This window comes from Marinobacter sediminicola, assembly GCF_031157525.1.
GTDB lineage: Bacteria > Pseudomonadota > Gammaproteobacteria > Pseudomonadales > Oleiphilaceae > Marinobacter > Marinobacter sediminicola.
In genome coordinates this window covers 129058-154374 of record NZ_JAVIXR010000008.1, presented here as the reverse complement: position 1 = coordinate 154374, position 25317 = coordinate 129058, and the positions used below count along the sequence as shown (strand labels likewise).

The window sequence follows — 25317 nt, the reverse complement described above, 5'->3', positions numbered from 1 at the left end:
TCTTAAATCAGGATGAGGGGATACGAATGGTTTGACCCACCATAACACGGTCATCCCTCAGGCCGTTAAACTGCATCAGTTCGCTTACCGTTGTCTGGTTGTCACGAGCCACCCCTGACAGGGTATCGCCGCTTCGCACCCGATACTTGCTGATGCGCCCGCTGCCTTGGCCATTCTGTTTCTGCCACGCGAGCAAGGTGCCCGGCGGAGGCGTTTTCTGGAAATACTGATTAATACCTTTCACGATGGCTCCTGCGAGCTTTTTGCGGTACCAGTCTGTAGACAGATTTTTCTCTTCCTGAGGATTGGAGATGAAGCCCGCCTCGACAAGAATGGAAGGAATATCCGGAGATTTGAGAACCGCAAACGCTGCCTGTTCCACGCCAGGCTTGTGCAGGTGCGCAACACCATTCAGCTCGCCCAGTATCGAACTGCCGACTCCAAGGCTCGCATTGATGCTGGCCGTCATGGAAAGATCGAGCAGGACACCTGCCAGCATGTCATCGCGACCGTCTAGCGACACTCCTCCAGTGCCACCGATCAAGTCAGAGCGGTTTTCGCTCTGGGCCAACCAGCGTGCCGTTTCACTCGTTGCACCGCGCTGAGAGAGGGCAAATACGGAAGCCCCCTTGGGCTGCGGCGTGCGGAAGGCATCTGCGTGCACAGATACAAACAGATCAGCACTGTACTTGCGGGCCAGAATGGTACGATTTCTCAAACCGATATAGTAATCGCCGGTGCGGGTCAGCTTTGCGGTATAGCCCGGCTGTTTGTCGATCATATCCTTTAGGATATGGGCCATTTTCAGCACCACGTCTTTTTCTCTGGTACCTCTTGGGCCAATAGCGCCTGGGTCTTCGCCCCCGTGGCCTGCATCAATAACCACAATCACGTCGCGCTTTCCCGCCGAATCATGAGTGACCGTTGGCTGGGTCGCTTTATCGAGGCGGCTGCCACTCTCATCAATCAAATCCAACACCAGACGGTGGCCATACTGTTGGTTGGGCTCAAGCTGAAAACTCCTGGGCTTGATGTCGCTAGCCAGATCGAGCACCACCCTCAGGTCGGTGCCGTTCCGTGGCGCACTTCGAATGCGACGGATGGGGCTGCCAGCCAGATCGAGCTTGTCGAAATCTGTTCTCAGCCGGGTATTTTTGAGATCAATCACCAACCGCGAAGGATTGCTCAACGCGAACATGTTGTGTTCAACCTTGCCTTCGGTATCCAGAACCAGCCGCGTGTGATCCGGGGCTGGCCAGATGCGAATACCTTCCACCTGTGTGCCAGCCTGCACATGGAGGGATGCAATCAGCAGCCAGATGGACGCCAAGGCCACCATTACGTTTATCGTAAGCTTATGTCTTTTCATACAGCGTGCCTGTTTATTCTGCTGTCCAGTTTCGGCCGGTTAATGGTCCGGCCCAATCAATTCCAGTTCATTCAATAGTGACGCACCCAACTCGGAACGGGCCCGAACCACTGCCGACCGCCCTTCGCCCTGATGTTCAAGATGGACTTCGAGATCCGCGTCCGGGAGCAGGCCTTCGCCACGCTCTGGCCATTCGATAAGACAAACACTCTGGCCGGTGAAATAATCCCGGATACCCATGTATTCCAACTCCTCTGGGTCGCCCAACCGGTAAAGATCAAAATGGTAGGCGGGAGGCGTCAAATCTTCGTATGGCTCAACCAATGTATAGGTGGGGCTTTTCACAGCACCCTCATGCCCAAGGGCCCGAATAACTCCGCGACTGAGCGTGGTTTTACCCATTCCCAAGTCACCTTCCAGGAATACGATTAACCCCTGACCTGACTCTTTCGCCAGGCGGGCAAGTTCACGACCCAAGGCCTCGGTTTCAACCTCACCGTCCAGAAAAAACCGGCGCTCATTCCCGAAAACAGTCATTCCGCCTCCTTGTCGCAGCTAACGCCCGACTCAGCTTCCTGGAAGACCTGCGGCAAGACATCAATTACGTCAGTGGGTATCAACCCCATATACCCCTTATCTACCGATGCTCTGGTTGCAGCTTCAAGGTGTACAACTGCGCCCATTGCGGCAGCTTGAGCGGGCGACTCAATCATTTGTGCATAAAGTGCACCGATAATCCCCGATAGAACATCGCCCATGCCTCCCGTAGCCATACCAGGGTTACTGCCACCGGCAACATCCACCGCCGCCTCGCCAGAGGCGATAACCGTACCCGCGCCCTTGAGCAAAACCACACCGCCATATAGGGATTGCAGTCTAGCGGCCGCAGCCACGCGATCTGCTTCTATTTCCGGGACCAGACAATTCAGCAGTCTGGCGGCCTCGCCCGGATGCGGTGTCAATATCTGGTTGTTGGCTGGAACGGCCACTCGTGTTGAAAGCAGGTTCAGTGCATCTGCGTCCAGAACTCGCGGCTTCCCACTTTCTACAACCTGTTGCAGCATCTGCTGCCCCCATGCGCTTTGCCCCATACCGGGGCCACAAACGACAACCGTTGCAGCGGCCAGCAGCGAAGGCAATTCCGAGCCGTGTATCAACCCGTGAACCATCACCGATGGACATCGCGCAAGCGCAGCGGTTACATACTCGGGGCGTGTTGCCAATGAAACCAATCCCGCACCAGAGCGGGCCGCGGCCTCAGCCGCCAATATACCTGCGCCGCCGAAGCCTCGATCCCCTGCCACTATCAGAACATGCCCAAACTGCCCTTTGTGGGCACTAGCCCGGCGCTTGGGCAGCCAGCTCTGAACAGTTCTCCAGCTCCGTAGTGTGGCCACCGGGGCTTCTCCGGCATGTGTGTCTGTACCCAATGCCTCGAATACCACATCACCACATACCGACGGGCCCTGCCCGGTATACAGCCCGACCTTGCGGCCGATAAACGTAACGGTCATGGTGGCTTGGACCACTTCACCTTTAGCGGCACCTGTTGTGGCATTCAGTCCGGAAGGCACATCAACTGCCAACACCGGAAGCCCGGCATGGTTACTGCGAGCAATAATGCCGGCAAAGGGCTCTCTCGGGGCGCCAGAGGCACCGGTACCCAGCATGGCATCAACAATAAGCCCGGAGCGTTCAAACAAACTATCCAGCCCAGGTTCGCCGATATCTGCCAACGCCCGCACCTCTACGCCATCAGCAACCGCCTTTTGCCAGGCCTTGCGAGCATCTCCGCTCAGTTTTTCCGTGGAGGCAACCGCAATACAGTCCACAGCCAAACCATCCCGCAGGGCATTTGCCGCTACGAGGTACCCATCACCGCCGTTATTGCCTGCACCACACAGAACCAGCAAGGACTCCACCCGCGGCCAGCGCAAAACCAGTCTGCGGAACGCTGCATGAGCGGCAGACTGCATCAAGTCAAACCCATCAACACCCAGCTGCTCGATAACATGCTGATCGATACGGCGCACAGAATCGGCGGAAAACAGCGCATCTGATAAACTGCCTCCAGCGTGCTGTGGCATGAGCCTTTGCTCCCGTTACAGAAACCGGTTTAAGAAAATTGGCCAGCTATCTGTAAAGCATAGCAAAACCGTGGAAAAGGTCATAACTTAATCAAATTAAATATCTGTACCCTCAGCCTAATAACGGCGGGTACGTCAGTGGTACTTATGAGCACAATAGGCAAGGACACGTCCCCAGCGCCGGAACTGGCTGATTTACCTGAACTTATCCGGCAGTGGGCTAAAGAACTCGGGTTTTCCGATGCGGGCATTACAACGGCAGATACCGGTGAGCATGCCCAGCGCCTGCAGGATTGGCTCGACAAAGGCTATCAAGGGGAAATGGAATACATGGGCCACCACGGGGACAAGCGCTATACCCCGGCCTCTCTAGTACCTGGAACCACCCGCGTTATATCTGTACGCATGGATTACATGCCTACGCCAGACAGCCCGAAAGAAGCGCTTACTAACCGGGAAGGTGCCTATATTACTCGCTATGCCCTTGGCCGTGACTACCACAAGCTGATCCGGAAACGGCTGGCGACTCTGGCGAAGAAGATTGACGATTCGGTAAGCGGCTATGACCACAGGGCCTTTGTAGACAGCGCTCCTGTTCTGGAGCGAGCACTTGCGCAAAGAGCGGGGCTTGGCTGGATCGGCAAAAACAACATGCTCATTCATCCGAAAGCGGGCTCGTTCTTTTTTCTGGGGGAAATATTCACCAGCGCGCCACTGCCGATAGACCCTGCCTTTGAAACCGATCATTGTGGCAGTTGCTCTGCGTGTCTGGATAAGTGCCCAACCGACGCTTTCGTGGGCGCTCGCGTACTTGATGCCCGACGCTGCATCAGCTACTTGACCATTGAGCTGAAAGGAAGCATTCCGGAAGACTTGAGAGCACCCATGGGCAACCGTGTTTTTGGTTGTGATGACTGTCAGCTTGTATGCCCATGGCAGAAATTCAAGAAGCCGACGCAGGAGGATGACTTTCAGCCACGGCACGGGCTGAACAACAGCTCTTTGGCTGAGCTATTTTTGTGGACTGAGGAAGAGTTTTTGAAGCGCACTGAGGGTTCAGCTATTCGCCGCACGGGGTATGAGGGCTGGTTGCGAAATTTGGCGGTTGGGCTAGGCAATGCGCCTTCGACTATTCCGGTGATCGAGGCGCTTAAACAACGCGCGAACCACCCTTCCGAGATGGTCCGCGAGCATGTTCAATGGGCGTTAGCCCGGCACGGCTTATAGTTTGAAGAAGTGTTCGCGGTAATGGCGCAGCTCTTCAATAGAGTCGCGGATGTCGTCTAATGCCAGGTGGCTGCCTTTCTTTTTGACGCCTTCGAGTACATCCGGGCGCCAGCGGCGAGCCAGCTCTTTTACGGTGGAGACGTCGAGGTTGCGGTAGTGGAAGAAGTCTTCAAGCTCGGGCATGTATTTGACGAGGAAGCGGCGATCCTGGCCTATGCTGTTGCCGCACAGGGGGGACTGGCCTTTTTCCATGTATTCTTTGAGGAAGGCGATGGTTTGCTGCTCGGCTTCGGCTTCTGAAACCTTGCTTTCCTGAACGCGTTTGGTGAGGCCGCTTTCGCCGTGGGTGCGGGTGCACCATTCATCCATGGCTTCGAGCAGGCTGTCGGGTTGGTGGATGGCAATAACCGGGCCTTCAGCCACCAGATTCAGTTCGGAATCGGTGATGATGGTGGCCATTTCGATAATGCGTTCTTTTTCCGGATCAAGGCCGGTCATTTCCAGATCGATCCAAACCAGGTGGTTGCCTGCTGACATTCTTTTTTCCTCATTATTCATCAAACATCGGTGGTAGGTGGAGCTGCCTTCTACCTACCGGGAACCGCTACGAGCACATCCATGTGCGCTTGTCGTCGGCCATCCATGGCCGCCGGCATTCCCGGTAGGTAGAAGGCAGCCCCACCCCAAAATCTGGCGTTATATCGCAAGTGAAACAGCCATATTAAAGCCGCACAAAATTTATTCCCGTATGATGGCATAGCAACGTCACCACTTACATCCGTGTTAACAGAGACCTTATGGCAAAACGGCAACTGAACAAGCAACAGCAATTCCGGATCAAAAAGATTCAGGAGGAACGGGCAGCACGCGCAGCTCGTAAAGAAAAGTCAGTTCAGGCGCAGGCCGATGCAGGTGAGCTGGGGCCTGAGCAGGAAGGGCTGATTATTGCTCACTACGGGCAACAGCTGGATGTTGAGGCGTTGGAAGGTGAGCGCAAAGGCGATGTTGTACGTTGTTTCGTTCGGGCGAATATCGACAGCCTGGTGACGGGAGATCGGGTGGTTTGGCGGCCGGGCAAGAATGAAACCGGGGTGATTGTTGCCCGCTGCGAGCGTGATAATTTACTGCAGCGACCGGATAACTTTGGAGCGGTGAAGCCGGTCGCGGCGAATATTGATCATATTATTCTGGTGATTGCACCAGAGCCGGAGCCCCACGACAATTTGATTGACCGGTATCTGGTGGCCTCTGAGATTACGGATATTCCCGCCGTTATTTTGCTGAACAAGACGGATTTGATCACCGATCAAAACCGGGAACAGATTGATGCTCTGCTGGCGCGCTATGCGGCCTTGGGTTATGAGATTGTGCGCACGTCTGCCGTGCAGTTCGATGGCGCGCCTGCGCCGGAGGTTGAGGCGCTGGTTAAGGGCAAAACCAGTGCGTTTGTGGGGCAGTCAGGTGTTGGTAAGTCGTCGATTATTCAAACGCTGATGCCCGATGAGGCGATTCGTGTGGGTGCGGTTTCGGAGAGCACCGGCAAGGGGGTGCACACTACTACCACAGCCAAGCTGTTCCATCTGCCAATGGGTGGCGATTTGATCGATTCGCCGGGTATCCGGGAATTTGGTCTGTGGCATATGACACCACAGGAGATTGAATACGGGTTCCGGGAGATTCGCGAGGTGATGGGATACTGCAAATTTCGCAATTGCCGTCACCTGGGGGACCCAGGTTGTGCTATTGATGCAGCTGTGGAATCGGGCACGCTTAGCCCGGAGCGGCGGCGCAGTTTTCATCGTATTCTTCAGGACATGGCGGAGCAGCAGTCGCGGGGTTTAAAAGCCGATTGAACCCAGGTTACCGGGCGATTTACCAGTTTAGCTCGCCCGGTGCTGGCTCTTCTTTTTCTTTCTGCCAGTCGCCACTTTCCAGTTTTTCCATGGCCTTTTTCTGCTCTTCTTCTGAAGGAACCGTGAGATCAATCAGGGGCGCGCCCTTGGCACTGGCACTGCTGTGGATGCTGCTTATGGTTTTCTTGTTAAGCACAATGATGGAAATACGGCGATTGATGGGCGCTGTTGGTTCATCTTGAGCAAACAGCACGGAATCGCTCAGTCCGACGACCCTCGCAATCTGCTGAGCGCGCACGCCGCCCGCTACCAATGCCCGGCGCGCGGTGTTCGCACGGTCTGCTGAAAGCTCCCAGTTGGTATAACCTGGACGGCCACCAAAGGGGGTGGCGTCGGTATGACCGGTAATACTGAGCTTGTTGTCCACAGCCCCCAGAGTTTTTGCCAATTCAAACAGGATTTCCTGTGAATAGTACTTTAGTTCGGCCCTGCCGCTGTCGAACATGGGGCGGCCGGAGCGATCCACAATCTGGATCCGCAGACCTTCATCCGTGATATCAATCAGAAGCTGATCTTTGAACTCTTTCAGGGTTTCGTTTTCTTCGATTCGCTGCTTCAACTCCTGGAACAATTCTTCCATGCGGCGCTGCTCGAGGGTTTCTGCCAGCGTATCAACCACCTCGTCAGCAATCACAATGGGATTTGTTTCAATATCCTGACTGGACTCGTTAACAACAGAAGCACTGCCTCCCAGGTCTACGGGGTTGGGCGTACCACCTTCGGTAAACCCGACAGGATCGCGAAAATAACCTTCAACTGCTTTAATCTGCTCAGGTGAGGCAGTTGCGGTGAGCCAGAGCACAAGAAAGAACGCCATCATCGCTGTCGCAAAGTCGGCAAATGCTACCTTCCAGGAACCACCATGATGGCCCGCGGCGACGACTTTTTTCCGTTTGATGATTATCGGCTGCTGTTCCACAAATATACTCCGGGCTCAGCCTGCGTTATTTGGCACGCACATGATCGTTCAGTTCCTGGAACCCAGGTCGCTTGTCTGTAGGTAATGCTTTTCGACCAAATTCGATGGCCATTTGAGGCGCCTGCCCTGAGACCGTCGCAACAATAGCGGATTTGACGCATTCATAGGCCTTGAGTTCGTATTTTGCCGCGTGCTCCATGGCGATGGAGGTAGGCCCAACGAAGCCGTAGCCCATCCAGATGCCGAGGAAGGTACCCACAAGGGCAGCAGCAACACTCAAGCCAATGCGCTCCGGCCCTTCGCTCAGGAAGTTCATGGTGATAACTATACCGAGGACCGCCGCAACGATACCCAGACCAGGCAAGGCGTCCGCAATTTTGTTTACGGCGTGGGCGGGCTCTTCAAGTTCATGCTGGCGACTGTCAATTTCGTTCTCCATCATGCCCTCCAATTCGTGGGTGGCCATGTTACCGGCACTGATGATGCGCAGATAATCTGTAATAAAGTCGAGCAGCGCCCGCGATTTCATAACGGCTGGGTAACGGCTGAATATCTCGCTGGACTCAGGGTTATCAATATCCTCCTCAATGGACATAACACCCTGCTTGCGGGACTTATCGAATATCTCATAGAGCAAACTCAATAAATCCATGTAATAGGATTTATTGAACGGAGAGCCTGTCAGGAGGCGCAATATACCAGCGAACACCTCCTTCACGGTATGCAGCGGATTGGCAATGATGAACGAGCCAATAGCTGCACCAAAAATGATGATCAGCTCTGTCGGCTGCCACAACACCATAAGGTTGCCGCCGTGGAGAACGTAGCCACCAAGAACGCTGGCGATAACAATGACTGAGCCGATAATAAGTAGCATGGGTAAAACGTACGCCTTTATATTGTGGTTACAGGCTAGCGCCGGTGTTGATCACAGCGTTTCTGGACAGATGATAGCAAGCCTCTGCAGTATCCGCGAAGCCATGACACAATTTCTATACATGATCGCGCCTACGCAACACTCTTGCTGCAGTATTTGGTAAACTTCGCGTCTTCGAGTACAGAGGATCTCATTTAAATGTTCGACAAGCTGTTTATTCTGAGTCAATACGTCACTCCGCAGCTTGCGGTTTCCCGCACTGCAGGCCGTTTGGCGGATTATGATCGCTCCCCTGCGCTCAAAAACCGGGTCATCAAATGGTTTGTGAAACGCTATGGCGTAGACATGAGCGAAGCCGCGGAGCAGGATCCAACTGCCTACTCGAGTTTTAACGCTTTTTTTACCCGCGCACTCAAGCCGGGCCTGCGCCCTGTCGCCGAGGGCAAAGGTACGTTTGTCAGCCCGGTAGATGGCGCTATCAGCCAGATTGGCCAGGTAGCTGGAGACCGGGTTTTTCAGGCGAAGGGCCAGTCTTTCAGCCTGTTAGAACTGCTAGGCGGCGACGCTCAGCGCGCCGAACCTTTCCATGGAGGCGAGTTTTCTACTATTTATCTTTCGCCCAAGGATTACCACCGTATTCACATGCCAATAGCGGGTACGCTTCGGGAGATGATTTATGTTCCTGGCAAGCTGTTTTCAGTAAACCCGGCTACTGCGGAGAATGTGCCTAATCTGTTTGCGCGGAATGAGCGGGTAGTTTGTATGTTTGATACAGCAGCCGGGCCAATGGCGCTGGTGCTTGTGGGCGCGATGATTGTGGGTAGTGTGGAGACACCGTGGGCAGGGGTTGTGGCGCCCAATAGCAGTGGCGTTAAGGCGATTACCTATGAGGGCGAGAGTGCTGTTTCGTTTGCCAAAGGCGAGGAGATGGGGCGCTTCCGTTTGGGCTCTACGGTGGTGATGGTTATGCCTAAGGGCAGTGTTAGCTGGAATGCGGATCAGGTGGCGGAGAAAGTGGTTCGCATGGGTGAAGCATTTGGGGAGCTCTCAAGCTCTCTCTAGCGGGAATGCTAATACGTCTGCTATGTTGCGAGTCCCCACTTTCAACATCAGCAGGCGGTCAAGCCCCAGGGCCACGCCGGCGCAGTCTGGCAAGCCGTGCTCTATTGCTGCCAGAAAGGCTTCATCGATCTCCATTTCAGGCTTCCCATTAGCGATTCGCAAACGGTTGTCTGCCTCAAAGCGGGCGCGTTGTTCGTCTGGATGGGTGAGTTCCCAGTAGCCGTTACATAGCTCAATGCCGTCGATATAAAGCTCGAAACGGTGAGCTACGTCGAAGCCGTCTACGCTGGAGATTCTGGCCAATGAGGCCTGTGATGCAGGGTATTGGTTTATGAATACGGGCGTTTCAGTGCCCAAGCTGGGCTCGACGGCGAAGCTCATTAGCAGGTCCAGGCAACCGTCGCGGCTGAGGTCTTCCAGCTGCTCGGGCTCTAGCCACTCACGGCAACGCTGGTGCAGATCTTTTGTTGAGACCACAAAGGGGTCGATTCCGGCCCAGGTGATCATTGCTTCACGGTAGCTTATTACCTGTGGCCTGGGGCATTGCAGCCAACCGCATACAAGGTCGGCGACTTCTTCCATCAGGGCTTTGTCGCTAAAACTTGTGCGGTACCATTCCAACATCGAGAATTCAGGGTTATGGCGGCTGCCACGCTCGCCGTTCCGGAAGACTTTTGATATCTGGTAGATGGAGTCGGAACCTGCGGCCAGCAGGCGTTTCATGTGGTATTCCGGAGAAGTTTGTAACCAGCCGCCTTTAATACCCTGAGCATCTAACTGCGCAAATATGCCATCAAGATTGGGTTCGGTTACGCCGCAGCGGCCCAGTATCGGGGTTTCGACTTCCAATACGTCGCGCTGGGCAAAAAAGCCACGCACAAAGGCTGACTGTTGTGCGCGGCTTTTCAAGGCTGCCCGGGTGGCAGTGGGCTGCCAATCAGGCTGATTTCTCATGTGGGAATCAGCTTTTCACCCGGTTCATGTACTCACCGGAACGGGTGTCGACTTTCAGTACTTCACCGATGGTGATGAACAGGGGCACGCTTACAACTGCGCCAGTAGAGAGCGTTGCGGGCTTGGAGCCGCCCTGCGCTGTATCGCCTTTCATGCCGGGGTCGGTTTCAACCACTTCCAGCTCAACAAAGTTTGGCGGAGTGACTGTCAACGGTGCACCGTTATAGAGCGTAACTGTGTATACGTCTTGCTCTTTGAGCCACTTGATAGTGTCGCCCACAGCTTTTGCGTCTGCAGCGTATTGCTCAAAAGAGCCATCGGTAAGCATGAAGTGCCAGAATTCTCCATCGGTATAGAGATATTCCATATCGTGATCCATCACGTCGGCCGCTTCGAGGCTTTCGCCAGACTTGAAGGTGCGATCCCACACGCGGTTAGTCATCAGGTTGCGTAGCTTGACCCGGTTAAACGCCTGCCCCTTACCGGGTTTTACAATTTCGTTCTCTACGATTATGCAGGGGTCGCCATCCAGTAATACTTTAAGACCGCCGCGAAATTCGTTGGTAGAATATGAAGCCATGAAATGTCCACCTGCCAAAATGCTGTTTAATTCTCAAAGGCCTCTATGATACAGCGAACCCCTACCTCTATAGAAGCCCGGCTTTCAGACGATGACAATCGGAGCTGGCAACAGCTGCTTTCTGACTCGATCACTTCACCATGGGAATTGCTGTCGCGCCTGGATCTGCCCGCGGATCAATGGCTGGCTGGTGCTGAGGCGGGGCACCAGTTGTTTCAGCTAAGGGTGCCCGAGCCGTTTCTGGCGCGAATGGAGAAAGGCAACCCGGCAGATCCGCTGCTGCGGCAAGTTCTTCCGCTTCACGCCGAAACAGTTGCGGCACGAGGTTTCGTTACCGATCCTCTGCAGGAAGACGGAGCCATCCAGACCACAGGCTTGATCCGCAAGTACCGCAGCCGTGCCCTGCTGATGGTAACGGGCCAGTGTGCTATCAACTGTCGCTACTGCTTTCGTCGGCACTTCCCTTACGACGAACAACGCCTGAGCCCTGCGGATCGGCAACAGGTGCTGGATACACTTGCCGCAAGCCCGGAAATCAACGAGGTCATATTCAGCGGCGGCGATCCTCTGGCGGTGAACGATCAACTGCTATCCCAGTGGGCCTCTGCCATCAGCAGCATCCCTCACATCCGTCGCATTCGCATCCACACCCGACTTCCTGTGGTCATTCCGCAGCGTGTGTGTGATGCATTGCTTAAGTGGATCAGTAATACGCCGGTGCAAGTTGTGATGGTTTTGCACATCAACCACCCCGCAGAAATCGATCAACCAACACGACGCGCTATGGGGTACCTTCGCGCAGCCGGCGTAACCCTGCTCAACCAGAGCGTTATTCTCAAAGGGGTCAACGATGACGCAGGGGTGCTGGAGAGCCTGAGCGAAGCTCTATTTGACGCTGGCATTATGCCTTACTACCTTCATGCGTTTGATCCGGTCGCTGGTGCGCAGCATTTTGACGTTACGGATGAAGAAGCCCGACTACTGGTTAAGGATCTACTCGCCAGACTACCCGGTTTCCTGGTACCAAGACTGGTTCGCGAAATTCCGGGAAAGCCGGCAAAAACACCCATTGACCTCTTTGTCGATGGCCGTTGAGGCCACATATCTGAACGGGCTGTAACTAAGATGTCAAATATTGTCAACATGTGATTTTCTAGCTTTCTTACACTAGTTTGCTATTTTAAAGTCCAGTACTGTCTAAATTGTAGAAATATGTATTTACGGCGTTTTCCTGACTAACCGACACATTACAGCAGCCGTTGCTGCGCGGGTTAAGCGGGGCCGTATTACCAAACCTTGTCCTGATATTGGCGCATATTCATGGAAGGCACGATCCTCAAACCCGATCTCCGTGTTCCCGAACAGAAAACGGCAAGTCTGTCGTTCTGCGATACAACGCCCAAGGCTTTCAAGGGCTGGATTGGCCAGCTCCCTATGGCCAACATTGGCGAAGTATCGCGCCAGCTCTATCACGCGATTATCGAGCTCAACCACCTGTTTCTTGCGCCCCAGCAACGCCTCCAGTTTCTTGAGTTGGTTCGTGACAAGATTCACTTCGTGTGCGAGGAGTTGTCACGCCATTATTTGGGACTCGCGATCGCCCTGCCCGAGAAACAACGTAAAATTGCCAATCTGTCTCAGGCACTTCAACTGCATCTCGCCAGTGGTTACAAGCTTTGCCTTCTGGAAGCGCTTGACGACGGCGGGCTGGATAAAAACCGCAAGCTGATTGCGACTGCCATTCATCGAGCTACCTCTGAGCTTGCCTCGACCGTTCTGCGCTCGCACCAACTCTATTGCCCCAGCCCCGCACAGAGCTGGCTTGAGTGCCACCGCATGTTCCGGTTTGCTCATCGCAACAAGCTTGCCGACATAGCGGTAGAAGACAGCACCCTCAAACAGAGGCAAGCCAGCACTGTCGCAGACAGCTACAAACGCCTACTGCTCCTCGGTTGCGCCAGACCCAACCAGCTCAGGCAATCAGAACTGCTTCAAGCGTACGACCTTTTTGAGGGCTGGACAGAGCACTCTCAATGTGGAACCAACATCAGTGAAGACAGCCTTTTTGTCGTCAACCTGGAGCGGGACAACTCTCCGGTATACAGAAGCCTGCTAGAGCACAAACCTGGCGAGGAAAGCTTTGGTTTTGACACCAGAGAGCTGGCTACCATGATTTCCGAGAGTCTTGATGCAAGGCTCCGCCAGCAGCCAGCCCCGGAGACACTAAAGATTCCGGGCAACGTTAGCGACACACTGCTCACTCACCTGAGCCAGGCTCTGGGCATTTTGGCGAAGAGAAATTTCAACCGGATTGCCAGCCAGGGAACGCTCGAGATTTGCGTGGGGCTGACTGCTGCCCACTATTTCATTGCAGGAGAAAAATCGTTTACAGAGTTCGTGTCCGGCAATGACAACGGCCCGGAGGATGAGGAGAACGTTTTTATTCGCTCATCCCGCAAGCGCGCAGATGCCTGGGGCAGCGCTCACGATGTAGCGCCGAGCGATGACCGCCTGCACGCAGCAGACTCACCAATAAACTTTCGCGGCAGCTTTGGAAATACCCCCACAACCACAACCGATAAAAACCGGCCAAAGTCACACTCCACGCTGCTGGTAAACACCAGCCCCGGCGGTTATTGCGTTTCATGGGAGGCCAGCGTTCCGCCCTCCATGCAGGCCGGAGAGATTCTTGGTGTTCGGGAGCAGCGCTCACACCCCTGGAGTATTGCGGTGGTCCGCTGGATTCGGCAGGTCAAGAATCAGGGAACTCAAATCGGCATTGAACTGCTTGCCCCCAGCGGATCGCCCTGCGGTGTCCGCCTTCTTCAGAAGGTCGGGAACAGCAGCGAGTATTTGCGCGGGCTTCTGCTTCCGGAGATCAGTGTGGTCAACCAGGCTGCTACGCTCATTACACCCAGACTGCCTTTTCAGCCCGGCAGCCGGATCTCCATGCTGCACGATGGCCGGGAAGACCAAGGGCAGCTAATTAAAAAAGTATCATCGACCGGTAGCATCAGCCAATTTGAACTTAAACTGCAGAAAAACACCGTCGCATCCGCACCTGCCAGCACTTCATCGCCGGCAGGTGCCAGTGAAGACGATTTTGATTCTCTGTGGCCATCTCTGTAATCTTTTCCGGCGGGTTGCCCAGCAATCCGCCGGAGACTTGTTATTACGCCACAACCCCTGCATCATTCAGCGATAGCTATAGTGATAGTCCGGTCTCGCAGCACCAGTTCACAGTTTCCAACAAGATACTGTATCCAGGGTAGATTACTCTTCTGCCGTGGCCGGCCCCGCCAACCTGTATGACGAGACGCCTAAGGAATGCAGAAACAGAACCCGACCGTACACCTCTTGATTCTCGACCCTTCTCAGAATGATGCAGAATCTCTGATTAGTCTGCTGAGAAACGCAGGCAAAGCCACAAGAGCACATCGCATTACGTCCGAAGAGGATCTGGAAGAAGCCCTCAAAAGCGGCAACTGGGATCTGCTACTAGCCCGGGATCTGGAGCAGGAATTCACAGCAGACGATACTTTGGCCATGATAAAACGCATGGACAAAGACATCCCCTGCCTGGTTCTGACCGCAGAGGAAAGCCGTGAAAGAACCGTTGCTGTCATGAAGGCCGGCGCTCAGGGAACTGTACAGTTTGAGCACAGCGATCTTCTTGTGCTCACGGTCAAGCGCGAACTGAGGGCCCTTGAAGACCGCCGCCGCCGCCGGGCGTTAGAGTCTCACTTGCGCGAAGCGGAGCAGCGGTGCCAACTCCTTCTGGAAAGCTCTAAAGACGCTATCGCCTATATTAATGACGGCATGCATATTTATGCCAACCAGTCCTATCTGGAATTTCTCGGCTACGACGATATTGATGATTTGATGTGCACCCCGGTTCTGGACACTCTGACGTCCGAGAGCCAGGCAGACTACAGGTCGTTCATGAAGTCGTTTACCGAGAACAGCGAAGATAGCATGACGCTTAACTGCACAACCAGGCGCAGCGATGACCATGAGCTGAATGTAACCATGTCAGTGTCTGCGGCAACCTACGACGGTGAAACCTGCACCCAGATTGTTCTTCAGCCCGAGCACAGCGATGCGGAACTGGAAGAGAAACTGAGGGAGATCAGCAGTCAGGACCTTCTTACCGGCCTGTTTAATCGCCAATACCTGATGAAAGAACTCGAGCAGGCGATTGCCATAGCTGGCAAGGACAATGAAACCGGCGCGCTGGCCTACATCGCTCTCGACAACTTTATGTCCATGAAAAGCGACGTGGGCATCTCCGGTGCTGACCTACTGCTAGGGGATCTGGCCAGCCTTCTTAAAGAGCAGGCTGGAGACGACTTCATGCTGGCACGCCTGAGCGATGACGCGTTTGGCTTACTGAGTCTTCCCTGCGATGAAAAATCGATGATCGCCAGGTGTGAACAAGTCCGCAAAGCTGTGGATGAGCACCTGTTCGATATTAACGGCCGTACTGTTCCACTGAGTGTCAGCATTGGCATTGCATCCATTACCGAAAACTCACCTAAAACGGAAGAGCTTCTGGCGCGGGCCCATGTTGCGTCTTCAGAAGTGCGCAAGCAGGAAGGCCGCTCTCAAGGCAATGGCATCGGGGTTTACAATCCAATAGATCACGAATCACTGGATGACAGCAACTCCATTGACGCCATCCTGAAGGCGTTGGACGAAGACCGGTTCAAGCTCCTGTTCCAGCCAATTATAAACCTTCGCGGTGAAGGCGAAGAGCATTACGAAGCCTTCGTTCGAATGCTCGACAAGGATGAGAAAGAAGTCTCACCCTACGATTTCCTTCCCCCTATGGGGCCAAGCGATACCGCCATCAAAATTGACCGATGGGTTATCCTGCAGTCCGTAAAGCAGTTGGCCAGCCATCGCGCCAGAGGCAAGGATACGCGCATGTTCCTTAACGTGACGGCCGAGACAATACAAGACAAAACATTTACACCCTGGCTGAGCGTGGCACTGAAAGCAGCACGCTTGCCTGGCGATGCACTGATTTTTCAGATCCGCGAGGGCGATGCCAACAACTATACAAGGCAGGCCAAGGAACTAACCAAAGCCCTGCACGAGCTTCACTGCAAGGTCTCTATTGCCCAGTTCGGCTGCGCACTGGATCCTTTCCTGACGCTGAAACACATAAATGCGGATTATGTGAAAATAGACGGCTCGTTTACGGAAGAACTGCAGAAGAGTGACAAAGCCAAGGAGCACATGAAGGAACTGGTAAAGAGCCTGCAAAGCGCGGGCAAACTCACCATTATCCCTCTGGTAGAGAATGCCAGCATTCTTGCCACCCTATGGCAGGCGGGCGTGAACTACATTCAGGGCTACTACCTGCAAGCCCCTGCCGCTGAGATGAATTACGACTTCGGCGATCACTGAGCCTGAAGGGCGCCGGCTCACAAACCGGCGTTCTTCAACCCTTGGTTGGTTTCACTTTCACGAAACCCAATCAGATAGAGAATAGCGTCCAGGCCAAGCGTTGAAATAGCATGCCGGGCAGACTCCTTAACCAGGGGTTTTGCCCGGAAGGCAACGCCCAGGCCAGCTTGGCTCAACATAGGAAGATCGTTGGCACCATCCCCCACAGCAATAACCTGCTCCCGGGAGATATGCTCTTTACCCGCAATTTCCAGTAAAAGCTCTGCTTTACGCTTGCCATCAACAATCTGGCCGGAAACCTCACCGGTTACCTTGCCATCCCGGATCTCCAGTTCATTGGCATAGATATAATCAATGCCCAGTTTGTTCTGCAGGTGCTTGGCGAAATAGGTAAAGCCACCGGAGAGAATTGCGGTGCGGTAGCCCAAGGCTTTCAGGCTCCGGATCAGATGCTCCGCACCTTCTGTCATCTTCAGTCGGCTGGCAACCCGTTCCAACACAGATTCATCCAGGCCCTTAAGCAATGCCAGGCGCTCTGCGAAGCTCTGGCTGAAATCCAGCTCACCCTGCATCGCACGCTCGGTGATCTCCGCGACCTGCTCACCCACACCTGCCTCAAGAGCCAACTCATCGATCACTTCGGCTTCAATCAGGGTGGAGTCCATATCAAACACAACCAAGCGGCGATTACGACGGAAGATAGAGTCTTCCTGGAATGCGATATCCACATTCATCTCGCCTGCTATGTGCAGGAAATCAGCCCTGAGCTGTTCAAGGTCTAATGGCGTGCCTCGCACCGAAAATTCTACGCAGGCAATCCCGTCACTCGACGTGTTAAGTGATGGCCTGGCCGACAACCTGGAAATATTATCAATATTCAATCCATGCCGGGCGGTAATGGCAGATACTCTGGCAATCTGTTCGGCCTTGATGTCTCGGGAAAGCAGGGTAACGATATAGCAGGCTCGATTGCGGCCTTCAGCCCAGTTCTGGTATTCCTCGATGGTAATCGGAGCAAACCTCACCTGAAGATCCAGAGCGTGAAAGCGGAACAGCAGATCACGGATCACCGGCGAGGATTTCGACTCGTCCGGAATCTCGATGAGAATGCCCCAGGTAAGGTGGTCGTGGATTACCGCCTGGCCTATGTCGAGAATCCGTACGTCATAACGCCCCATAATCCCGGTAATTTCCGACGTAAGGCCGGGCTTGTCGCGCCCGGATACGTTAATCAGAACGAGCTCACTCACGATTGGAAATCTCCATTTTCAGAACTCTCCAGCTTGGAGCTTTCTTCTTCCTTTGCCCGGGCGGCAGAGGGGATCACCTCAATCGCATCAACACGCTGCAGGCCACGGGGCAACTTATGCCCGCGCCGGCCGCGTTCCCCAATATAGTGCTCAAGATCGGCAAACTGCAGCCCCATCTTGCGCTTGCCTGCCCGAATTTCCAGCTGATCATCCTCAGCGAACACAGCTACAGCTACGACATATTCCTCGCGGCTCTGCACCCGTGCGGAGGGGATACTGATAATTTTGTTGCCCTTGCCCTTGCTCAGTTCCGGTAGCTCACTGAGGGGGAACACAAGCATCCTGCCCTCATTGGAGATTGCACCCAGATAGAGCATTTTGTCAGTAGCAGGAATGACGACCGGCGACATGATTTTGGCGCCTTTTGGCACGCTGACTACCGCCTTGCCGTTCCGGTTTTTGCTGATCATGTCATTAAGCGACGTCACAAAGCCGTAACCACCATCGGTCACCAGCAGCGCCTTGCGAGCCGGATCACCCATCAAGAGACCTGAAAAGCTGGCCCCCGATGGTGGATTGATCCTGCCCGTAAGCGGTTCGCCCTGCCCCCGCGCCGATGGTAGGCTATGGGCCATCAATGAGTAGGCTCGGCCAGTAGAATCGATAAAAATAGTCTGCTGGTTATTACGCCCTCGGGCCGCCAGAGCGAAGCCGTCTCCCGATTTGTAGCTCAGTCCGTCCGGGTCTATGTCATGGCCTTTGGCCGCTCGCACCCATCCCTTATCAGACAGCACAACGGTAACCGGATCGTTGGATACCAGGTCATTCTCACTGAATGCCTTCGCCTCTTCACGCTCAACAATGGGCGAACGGCGATCGTCGCCATATTCTTCAGCGTCGGCCAGCAGCTCGCTTTTAATCAGATCACTTAAGCGAGTTTCAGAACCCAGAATGGATTGGAGCTCATCCCGCTCCGCGGCCAGCTCGTCTTGCTCGCCGCGGATTTTCATTTCTTCAAGCTTCGCCAAGTGCCGCAACTTCAGCTCAAGGATCGACTCAGCCTGTTCCGGAGACAATCCAAATCGCTCCATAAACACCAGCTTGGGCTTATCTTCCGTACGGATAATATGAATAACTTCATCAATATTCAGGTAGGCAATCAACAGGCCTTCAAGAATGTGCAAGCGCGCCAGAACCTTATCCAGGCGGTGCTGCAATCGACGGGTCACGGTGGTACGCCGGAACGCCAGCCATTCCGTAAGCATCTGGTGCAGACCTTTAACACCGGGGCGGCCATCATTGCCGATCACGTTGATGTTCACGCGATAGTTTTTTTCAAGATCAGTGCTGGCAAACAGGTGCGCCATGAGCCCGTCGAGATCCACTCGATTCGAGCGCGGCACAATCACCAGCCGGGTCGGGTTCTCATGATCTGACTCGTCACGGAGATCCGCCACCATGGGCAGCTTTTTGGTTTGCATTTGATGAGCAATCTGCTCGAGAACACGGTTCCCGGAAACCTGATGCGGCAGATCGGTTACCACAATCTCACCGGTCTCCCGCACCCAACGGGCACGCATGCGCAGAGAGCCACGGCCGGTCTGGTACATCTGGAGCAGATCTTTTCGAGGTGTAATGATCTCCGCGTTAGTAGGGAAATCCGGCCCCTTAACATGCTCACACAGTTGCTCAACCGTTGCCTCAGGCTCGTCCAGCAGCCGGATACAAGCCGCGGTGACTTCCCTTACGTTATGGGGAGGTATGTCTGTCGCCATACCCACGGCGATGCCAGTAGTGCCGTTAAGCAGCACATGGGGCAGCCTTGCAGGCAGTACTGAGGGCTCATCCATGGTGCCATCGAAGTTTGGCACCCAGTCTACGGTTCCGTGCCCGAGCTCTGTGAGCAAAAGATCAGAAAAACGTGCCAACCGGGATTCTGTGTAACGCATGGCCGCAAAGGATTTGGGATCATCTGGCGCCCCCCAGTTACCCTGGCCATCCACAAGCGGATAGCGATATGAGAAAGGCTGCGCCATAAGCACCATGGCTTCATAACAGGCGCTATCTCCGTGGGGATGGAACTTACCAAGAACATCACCCACGGTACGGGCCGACTTCTTGTATTTGGACGTAGATTTGAGGCCCAGCTCTGACATGGCGTAAATAATGCGCCGCTGAACCGGCTTCAGCCCATCCCCGACATTGGGAAGCGCGCGGTCAAGAATGACGTACATGGAGTAGTCGAGATAGGCTTTTTCGGTGTAATCCCTGAGTGATACCCGCTCAAAGCCTTCATCCGTGGTCTGAAACTCTGGCATGGATGCCTCTTTTGTTGCCTGTATTGCCTGATTTGAAATACGTTCGTGATGCTACCCTGTGCACCCGGAATAATCACGGGGCCGGTGCAGTGGGACATTATATGGAGCGCAGAGCTGATACACCAACAACCTGCAGATATATTGGCCAGAACAGCTCTTGCGCGCCTTATATGGCCCCTTCCAATAGCGGAATTCCCGCATGGAGAGTCTGTAAGGTGCACCGTATGCTCCTAACCACTGATGAATAGAAGACCGTTTTCCCTTCAAACAAGCGGAACACTATGAAACCCAATCTAAAGGCCTGCGGGCAAGCGCTGACTACGGCGATAGTAAATGCGGCATTAGCCGTTGTACTGATGCTCCTTGTTGAGTTTGCAATCAGTGGCAGCTTTCAGGTTCCTGCACCCTACCTTTGGGCTGGCCTGCTTATAGGACTTGTTATTTTTGCTGCTCAGTTCTGGCGTCAACGCCACCTTTGCCGTTCTTGCAGCACCGACCAGGAAGCACCAGCAAACCCACACCAAAGCCTGCATTCCGACGCCTGACCCCCTGAAAGCTCGATCTATCCCAATCTGCATCTCAATTAAACCCTGACACCCGGCTCAGCGCTGCTATGATTTGAATAAATCATCAGCAGACACAAGAGCTCACTATGACCACCGGCAATCGCTTCGGGCTACGCTCAAAAATCGCCCTCCCTTTCGCCACCACCGCTATTGCCCTTATTTTTATAGGGTTATTTAGCGTTAGTACCACTCGCAACCTCGTCTCGGGTACGGAACGAATAGCCGATACCTACCTGACTTCCGTTAGCCGCATCCTGAATGGAGATCGCGACCTCTATCAGGCTCTGGTGGCTCAAATGTCGTATGTGGACGCCAGAATCAACAACGAAGATGGTTCCCGATTTCTTACGGCGTTTAACGAAAATGCTGGCCAGGCCAGAGAGCGTTTTGAGAAAACCGTGGAGCAACTTGAAGGCACGGGCGTATCCGCCATTGAGCAGGGCTTTGACACTGCATTCAAGAAGTGGGAGCAATCGGCACGCAGCGTCATCAAACTGGCCGCAGAAGACCAGCCGGAAAAAGCCAGAAGCCTTGCAGCAACGGAAACCACCAGGCATTTCGAAGCCCTCCGCAACTATTTTGACCAAGTCGGTGCTCATGCAGATGATCAAGCTCAGGCAAGCGCACTGGCTGTATCGAATGAGGGCCAGAATAGCTCCGTGGCAATTCTCACAATTACCGTTATCGCAATTGCAGGCAGCATCGCGCTGTTCATTGTCGTCCTGAGGATGATCATCCGCTCTATATCAACGCTCAGGGAGCATCTGGACAACATCGCGCAAGGCGAAGGCGATCTGACCCACCGCATTCCTGTCGAAACGGACGACGATCTCGGCGCCTTGGCGAGGAGCTTCAATCAGGTTCTGGAAAACCTCCAGTCCATGGTGGCATCGATACAACAACTGACCATAGAACTGAGTCAGGGCGCAGACAGTCTGCGTCAGGCCTCAAACGACAACAATGAAGGTGTAAGCCAGCAAACCGGTGCCATTTCAATGGTTGCGACGGCCATAAACGAAATGCAAAGTGCTATAGAAGAGGTGGCCGGCAATGCCTCTTTGGCTGCCGATGTCACAAGAGAGGCAGAGAACAAAGGCAATACCAGCGCAGACATTATCCGAAAGTCTTCAGATCAGGTTCGTCGCCTGTCAGCGCAAATCACCAAAGCGGTAGATGTTATTCGCAAACTCTCCGATGACTCCGACAATATTGCCTCGGTACTCGACGTAATCCGGGGCATTGCGGAACAGACAAACTTGCTGGCTTTGAACGCAGCCATTGAGGCTGCCCGAGCGGGCGATCAGGGGCGTGGATTTGCAGTGGTTGCAGATGAAGTTCGCACCCTGGCAAAGCGCACGCAACAATCCACAGAGGACATTCAGGCTATGATTGAGGCACTGCAAACCGGCGTTGCCGATATCGTGTCAGTGATGGAAACCGGAAGCCGGGAAGCAACAGAAACCGTAAAACTGGCATCGGAAGCCGAGCATCAGTTAAATGCTATCCTCGAAGCAATGACCAGAATCACCGACATGAACACCAGCGTTGCCTCAGCAACCGAAGAGCAAACCCAGGTGGTTGACGAGATCAACCGCAGCATCACAGAAATCAACGATCTGGCATCTGAAAGCGCGACAAGATCAAAAGATATTGATGGCATCAGCCAATCACTTGACGGGTACGCACGAGAGCTGGAGAAACAAACAGGCAGATTCCGGGTTTAGCCCCGGAACCTGCCTTGGCAGGAGTACGACTACAACTTACTGACGAACGCCTTCGATAGAGATAGTAATCTCTACAGTCTCGGAGGCTTCGCCAAGGCTTGCAGGGATACCAAAGTCTTCAAGGCGCAATTCTGTTTCTGCCTCAAAGCCCATGCGGTAGCCGCCCCAGGGATCTTTTCCGTGGCCCAACATTTCCGCTTCCAAGGTCACCTCGCGGGTTACGCCGTGCAGCGTAAAATCACCCACAATATCCGCCTCGCCATCTTCATCAACATTAACTCGCTTACTCGTGAAGCTCGCTTCTGGAAACTTACTCACGTCCAGGAAGTCTTTGCTGCGCAAGTGCTTGTCACGCTCGGCATGGTTGGAGTCCAGGCTGGCAGTATCGATAGTTACATTCACCGTGCTGTTTTCGGGGTTTTCTGCATCGTAAACGAACTGACCATCAAAATCGTTGAAGCGGCCATAGAGCCAGCTGTATCCAAGATGGGAGATTTTGAATGTGATGAACTGATGGGCACCTTCTTTGTCAAAAGCATAGGTTCCACTAGCTTCACTTGCTTGAACACTTCCCACCATAGCCATGGAAACGGCAGATGCGAGCAGTAACTTCTTCATAAAATTCTCCTTTAAGTAAAAAGAAATGCGCCAACTCAGAGCAGCATCGAAAAATTCAATCATTCCGTCGCGCCGGAACCAACATCCGGCGCAGGGTTTCGTCCCGATCCATGAAATGGTGTTTCAGGGCGCCAGCAGCGTGCAAAGCGGCCAGCCCAACCAAAGCCCAAGTGCTCCAGTAGTGCACCAACCCTGCGGTATCCTCAAGGCCTTTAATCTGGCCCGTGACCGACGGCACTTCAAACCAGCCAAATACGCTTATGGATGAACCGTCGGCGGTTGAAATCAGATAGCCGCTCACCATGGCTACGAAAATCAGAACATACAACAAGCCGTGAGCTGCGTGGGCACTCAAAACTTCCCAGCGTTTGTGCGCCGAAATCGAATCCGGTGATGGGGTAACCAACCGCCAAAGCAATCGGAACACCATCAGTGCAAATAACAGAATACCGACACTGCGGTGAATGTCTGGACCGCGCCGGTACCACTCGTCGTAATACGACAGGTCAACCATCCAGAAGCCCAAAGCAAACAAGCCCAAAACCGCCAAAGCAACAACCCAGTGGGCAACAATAGCCAGCCACCCATAACCAGCAGACGTATTTCTTATTTGCATAGCAACCACGGCCTCCCTATCCACGCTATCAGTTTGTGATTAAAAGTATAAGAAGCCACGTCTTTAAAGGAAATCGGAATGTTTTGCGCTCCATCATCAAATATTTTGATGATGCCTTCGCGGCCGTGAAAAAAGTCTTGACTTTGGTCGCATACGGATTGTACGGATTGTCGAACTCCATGAATCGAGTACACTTTCCTCATACTTGGAACGCCCCTGCGGGGGATCACATTGAATATGGAGAACAGGACATGGAACTCGAATTCGACGAATCCGTTGTAATCCCTAGCAACAACTGATTATTCGGCGGCTCTTGTTTTAAAGGGCCGCCAAAATCACCTGCAACAACAATGACTCCACAAAGCTTACAGCCTGTTTCAGATTTATTCATGAAACGGTGGTAATACTGCGCTTTTTTTGGCAATCTCCTCCAACTATCAGTTTACTCTGGCTTTTTCTGTTCATAGCCAACACTGGTCAGTGATCGTTCAAGTGCGTTTTGCAACAGCACTTGATGCATTCGTTCAATGATTCGAAATACACTATGCAGCCAGCAACCATCCCGGAAACATTGACGGATCCCGAGGTTGATCTGATATCGCAGATGCTCCAAAGAGACGGCGACTCTTGGACCGCGTGCTTCCGTGGCCTTATATTGAAAACGGCCCTTCAGCCGATCTACAGCATTTCACACAAGCGAACCATTGGCTACGAAGCACTGATACGGGCACAGGACCCGGACCTTTCAAACGTTCTACCAATACACCTGTTCGAACTACCCTCTTCCGATGCGGAAAACCTGCTACTTGACCGGCTCTGCCGATACCTGCATATGCAGAATTACAGCGGCATCGAAGATCAACTCAACTGGCTGTTCCTGAACGTTTCTCCTCGGGTTGTCACTAGCGGCAGCCAAACAGATTCGTTTTTCGGCAACCTTCTGGCGAAGACGAAGCTGCCACCCCACCGGATCGTAATCGAGATTGTTGAACAGCCAACCGACGACGCTGACCGCCTGCGCGAAACCGTCGCCTATTACCGAAAGCTTGGCTGCCTTACAGCCATTGACGACTTCGGTGCTGGACACTCAAACTTTGAACGCATCTGGAATTTGTCACCCGACATAGTGAAGCTGGATCGCAAACTGCTAACCCGGGCCACTGAAGATCATAAGGCGCGACAGATTCTGAACGGCATTGTTTCATTGTTGCATCAGTCAGGATGTCTGGTCTTGCTGGAAGGTGTTGAAACCAACGATCAGGCGATGATTGCCATCGATGCCGGCGTGGACTTTGTTCAGGGATTTTACTTCTGCCGGCCCAGTATGGATCTGGCCAGCCTCTCAAATGCACCCACTGATTTCGATAAGCTGCTACAAGACTATAAAGCAAGACACCAAATCACCCAGGACCCGGCCCGCTATTTGTCGGATTTCTTCTGGAACGACTTTCAGAACGTCACTAAATTACTGCAGGCTGACACCCCCATGGCCCAGGCGTGCAACGATCTGTTGAATCACAGCCCTGTATCGCGCTGTTACCTTGCGGATGACCAAGGGGTTCAGTTAGAAGATACGCTGATATCTGACACCGGAACCCGGGGGCTGGACCCGCGCTTCAGGCCCCTGGAAAATACCAGCAAGGCAGATTGGTACCGGCAGCAGTATCTCCGGCAGGCGCTGGCTCAGCCTGGCAAGCTTCACGTTACCACCCCCTACCTGTGTGTAACGGGCGCCTATATGTGCGTAACATTGTCCTTGTGTTTTACCCACCGCAACAAACAGCGGGTGCTTTGCTGCGACATTCTGGCAAACGCCCCTCTGTAG

Annotated in this window: 21 protein-coding genes; 9 read left to right on the top strand and 12 right to left on the bottom strand. The window is 53.8% G+C overall.

The features are described from left to right. Positions 1–7 precede the first annotated feature (7 nt). From RG807_RS12595 to RG807_RS12585, 3 genes are all read right to left on the bottom strand, one after another. A complete protein-coding gene (locus tag RG807_RS12595) occupies positions 8–1339 on the bottom strand; it encodes an N-acetylmuramoyl-L-alanine amidase (RefSeq protein ID WP_410803615.1) in 1332 nt (443 codons plus the stop codon). Between the two features lie 69 nt (positions 1340–1408). Beyond that, positions 1409–1906, bottom strand: a complete 498-nt coding sequence (gene tsaE, locus RG807_RS12590; protein WP_309045189.1) for a tRNA (adenosine(37)-N6)-threonylcarbamoyltransferase complex ATPase subunit type 1 TsaE — start codon at positions 1904–1906, stop codon at positions 1409–1411. Further along, the gene (locus RG807_RS12585; protein WP_309045188.1) at positions 1903–3456 is read right to left on the bottom strand and encodes an NAD(P)H-hydrate dehydratase; all 1554 of its coding nucleotides are present in this window, start codon (positions 3454–3456) and stop codon (positions 1903–1905) included. Before RG807_RS12585 ends, tsaE begins: the two co-directional genes overlap by 4 nt. A 147-nt stretch (positions 3457–3603) precedes the next feature. On the opposite strand from RG807_RS12585, the gene queG reads away from it, so the two are divergent. Further along, a complete protein-coding gene (gene queG, locus RG807_RS12580; protein ID WP_309045187.1) occupies positions 3604–4683 on the top strand; it encodes a tRNA epoxyqueuosine(34) reductase QueG in 1080 nt (359 codons plus the stop codon). Here the strand turns inward: queG and orn are convergent. Continuing rightward, positions 4678–5220 carry an oligoribonuclease gene (orn, locus tag RG807_RS12575; protein ID WP_309045186.1) on the bottom strand — a complete coding sequence of 181 codons (543 nt, stop codon included), beginning with the start codon at positions 5218–5220 and terminating at the stop codon, positions 4678–4680. The genes queG and orn overlap by 6 nt on opposite strands. Positions 5221–5480: 260 nt before the next feature. Between orn and rsgA the strand changes: the two genes are divergently transcribed. Beyond that, the gene (gene rsgA / locus RG807_RS12570) at positions 5481–6536 is read left to right on the top strand and encodes a small ribosomal subunit biogenesis GTPase RsgA (RefSeq protein WP_309045185.1); all 1056 of its coding nucleotides are present in this window, start codon (positions 5481–5483) and stop codon (positions 6534–6536) included. 19 nt (positions 6537–6555) lie between these two features. On the opposite strand, the gene motB is transcribed toward rsgA, so the two are convergent. Both motB and motA read right to left on the bottom strand, forming a co-directional pair. Then, on the bottom strand, positions 6556–7515 hold the full coding sequence (motB, locus tag RG807_RS12565) for a flagellar motor protein MotB (RefSeq protein ID WP_309045184.1): 960 nt from the start codon (positions 7513–7515) through the stop codon (positions 6556–6558). A gap of 25 nt (positions 7516–7540) precedes the next feature. After that, positions 7541–8392 carry a flagellar motor stator protein MotA gene (motA, locus tag RG807_RS12560; RefSeq protein ID WP_298448398.1) on the bottom strand — a complete coding sequence of 284 codons (852 nt, stop codon included), beginning with the start codon at positions 8390–8392 and terminating at the stop codon, positions 7541–7543. Positions 8393–8590: 198 nt separating this feature from the next. Here motA and asd point away from each other — a divergent pair, with 198 nt between their 5' ends. After that, entirely contained in the window at positions 8591–9454 is an 864-nt protein-coding gene (asd, locus tag RG807_RS12555; RefSeq protein ID WP_309045183.1) for an archaetidylserine decarboxylase, read from the top strand. Here the strand turns inward: asd and epmA are convergent. Next, positions 9440–10408 carry an EF-P lysine aminoacylase EpmA gene (gene epmA / locus RG807_RS12550; RefSeq protein WP_309045182.1) on the bottom strand — a complete coding sequence of 323 codons (969 nt, stop codon included), beginning with the start codon at positions 10406–10408 and terminating at the stop codon, positions 9440–9442. The two genes, asd and epmA, sit on opposite strands and share 15 nt — an antisense overlap. A 7-nt stretch (positions 10409–10415) precedes the next feature. Then, the gene (gene efp / locus RG807_RS12545; protein WP_309045181.1) at positions 10416–10988 is read right to left on the bottom strand and encodes an elongation factor P; all 573 of its coding nucleotides are present in this window, start codon (positions 10986–10988) and stop codon (positions 10416–10418) included. Between the two features lie 45 nt (positions 10989–11033). Here efp and epmB point away from each other — a divergent pair, with 45 nt between their 5' ends. From epmB to RG807_RS12530, 3 genes are all read left to right on the top strand, one after another. After that, a complete protein-coding gene (epmB, locus tag RG807_RS12540; protein WP_309045180.1) occupies positions 11034–12083 on the top strand; it encodes an EF-P beta-lysylation protein EpmB in 1050 nt (349 codons plus the stop codon). Positions 12084–12308: 225 nt separating this feature from the next. Continuing rightward, complete coding sequence (locus RG807_RS12535; RefSeq protein ID WP_309045179.1) at positions 12309–14117, top strand: cyclic-di-GMP receptor FimW-related protein; 1809 nt, start codon at positions 12309–12311, stop codon at positions 14115–14117. 198 nt (positions 14118–14315) lie between these two features. Continuing rightward, positions 14316–16400, top strand: coding sequence for an EAL domain-containing response regulator (locus RG807_RS12530; RefSeq protein ID WP_309045178.1), 2085 nt, complete (start codon positions 14316–14318; stop codon positions 16398–16400). 17 nt (positions 16401–16417) lie between these two features. On the opposite strand, the gene serB is transcribed toward RG807_RS12530, so the two are convergent. Further along, complete coding sequence (serB, locus tag RG807_RS12525; RefSeq protein WP_309045177.1) at positions 16418–17650, bottom strand: phosphoserine phosphatase SerB; 1233 nt, start codon at positions 17648–17650, stop codon at positions 16418–16420. After that, positions 17647–19968: a DNA topoisomerase IV subunit A gene (gene parC / locus RG807_RS12520; RefSeq protein WP_309045176.1), complete on the bottom strand. Its 2322-nt coding sequence runs from the start codon at positions 19966–19968 to the stop codon at positions 17647–17649. The genes serB and parC overlap by 4 nt, the downstream gene beginning before the upstream one ends. Positions 19969–20249: 281 nt before the next feature. On the opposite strand from parC, the gene RG807_RS12515 reads away from it, so the two are divergent. Continuing rightward, positions 20250–20513, top strand: coding sequence for a hypothetical protein (locus tag RG807_RS12515; RefSeq protein ID WP_200202584.1), 264 nt, complete (start codon positions 20250–20252; stop codon positions 20511–20513). Between the two features lie 107 nt (positions 20514–20620). Beyond that, a complete protein-coding gene (locus tag RG807_RS12510; RefSeq protein WP_309045175.1) occupies positions 20621–22258 on the top strand; it encodes a methyl-accepting chemotaxis protein in 1638 nt (545 codons plus the stop codon). Between the two features lie 36 nt (positions 22259–22294). Here RG807_RS12510 and RG807_RS12505 read toward each other — a convergent pair whose 3' ends face one another. Together RG807_RS12505 and RG807_RS12500 are read right to left on the bottom strand one after the other, a co-directional pair. Continuing rightward, positions 22295–22876: a YceI family protein gene (locus RG807_RS12505; protein ID WP_309045174.1), complete on the bottom strand. Its 582-nt coding sequence runs from the start codon at positions 22874–22876 to the stop codon at positions 22295–22297. Between the two features lie 55 nt (positions 22877–22931). After that, positions 22932–23492, bottom strand: coding sequence for a cytochrome b (locus RG807_RS12500; protein WP_309045173.1), 561 nt, complete (start codon positions 23490–23492; stop codon positions 22932–22934). 544 nt (positions 23493–24036) lie between these two features. On the opposite strand from RG807_RS12500, the gene RG807_RS12495 reads away from it, so the two are divergent. After that, complete coding sequence (locus RG807_RS12495; RefSeq protein ID WP_309045172.1) at positions 24037–25317, top strand: EAL domain-containing protein; 1281 nt, start codon at positions 24037–24039, stop codon at positions 25315–25317.

Excerpts from the sequence above, each read along its gene's own strand:
- efp (WP_309045181.1), bottom strand. The coding sequence starts at position 10,988 with ATGGCTTCATATTCTACCAACGAATTTCGCGGCGGTCTTAAAGTATTA.
- RG807_RS12510 (WP_309045175.1), top strand. The coding sequence starts at position 20,621 with ATGACCACCGGCAATCGCTTCGGGCTACGCTCAAAAATCGCCCTCCCT.
- RG807_RS12495 (WP_309045172.1), top strand. The coding sequence starts at position 24,037 with ATGCAGCCAGCAACCATCCCGGAAACATTGACGGATCCCGAGGTTGAT.
- RG807_RS12505 (WP_309045174.1), bottom strand. The coding sequence starts at position 22,876 with ATGAAGAAGTTACTGCTCGCATCTGCCGTTTCCATGGCTATGGTGGGA.
- RG807_RS12500 (WP_309045173.1), bottom strand. The coding sequence starts at position 23,492 with ATGCAAATAAGAAATACGTCTGCTGGTTATGGGTGGCTGGCTATTGTT.
- parC (WP_309045176.1), bottom strand. The coding sequence starts at position 19,968 with ATGCCAGAGTTTCAGACCACGGATGAAGGCTTTGAGCGGGTATCACTC.
- rsgA (WP_309045185.1), top strand. The coding sequence starts at position 5,481 with ATGGCAAAACGGCAACTGAACAAGCAACAGCAATTCCGGATCAAAAAG.
- queG (WP_309045187.1), top strand. The coding sequence starts at position 3,604 with ATGAGCACAATAGGCAAGGACACGTCCCCAGCGCCGGAACTGGCTGAT.
- orn (WP_309045186.1), bottom strand. The coding sequence starts at position 5,220 with ATGTCAGCAGGCAACCACCTGGTTTGGATCGATCTGGAAATGACCGGC.
- asd (WP_309045183.1), top strand. The coding sequence starts at position 8,591 with ATGTTCGACAAGCTGTTTATTCTGAGTCAATACGTCACTCCGCAGCTT.
- RG807_RS12595 (WP_410803615.1), bottom strand. The coding sequence starts at position 1,339 with ATGGTGGCCTTGGCGTCCATCTGGCTGCTGATTGCATCCCTCCATGTG.
- RG807_RS12585 (WP_309045188.1), bottom strand. The coding sequence starts at position 3,456 with ATGCCACAGCACGCTGGAGGCAGTTTATCAGATGCGCTGTTTTCCGCC.
- RG807_RS12535 (WP_309045179.1), top strand. The coding sequence starts at position 12,309 with ATGGAAGGCACGATCCTCAAACCCGATCTCCGTGTTCCCGAACAGAAA.
- tsaE (WP_309045189.1), bottom strand. The coding sequence starts at position 1,906 with ATGACTGTTTTCGGGAATGAGCGCCGGTTTTTTCTGGACGGTGAGGTT.
- RG807_RS12530 (WP_309045178.1), top strand. The coding sequence starts at position 14,316 with ATGCAGAAACAGAACCCGACCGTACACCTCTTGATTCTCGACCCTTCT.
- epmB (WP_309045180.1), top strand. The coding sequence starts at position 11,034 with ATGATACAGCGAACCCCTACCTCTATAGAAGCCCGGCTTTCAGACGAT.
- epmA (WP_309045182.1), bottom strand. The coding sequence starts at position 10,408 with ATGAGAAATCAGCCTGATTGGCAGCCCACTGCCACCCGGGCAGCCTTG.
- RG807_RS12515 (WP_200202584.1), top strand. The coding sequence starts at position 20,250 with ATGAAACCCAATCTAAAGGCCTGCGGGCAAGCGCTGACTACGGCGATA.
- motA (WP_298448398.1), bottom strand. The coding sequence starts at position 8,392 with ATGCTACTTATTATCGGCTCAGTCATTGTTATCGCCAGCGTTCTTGGT.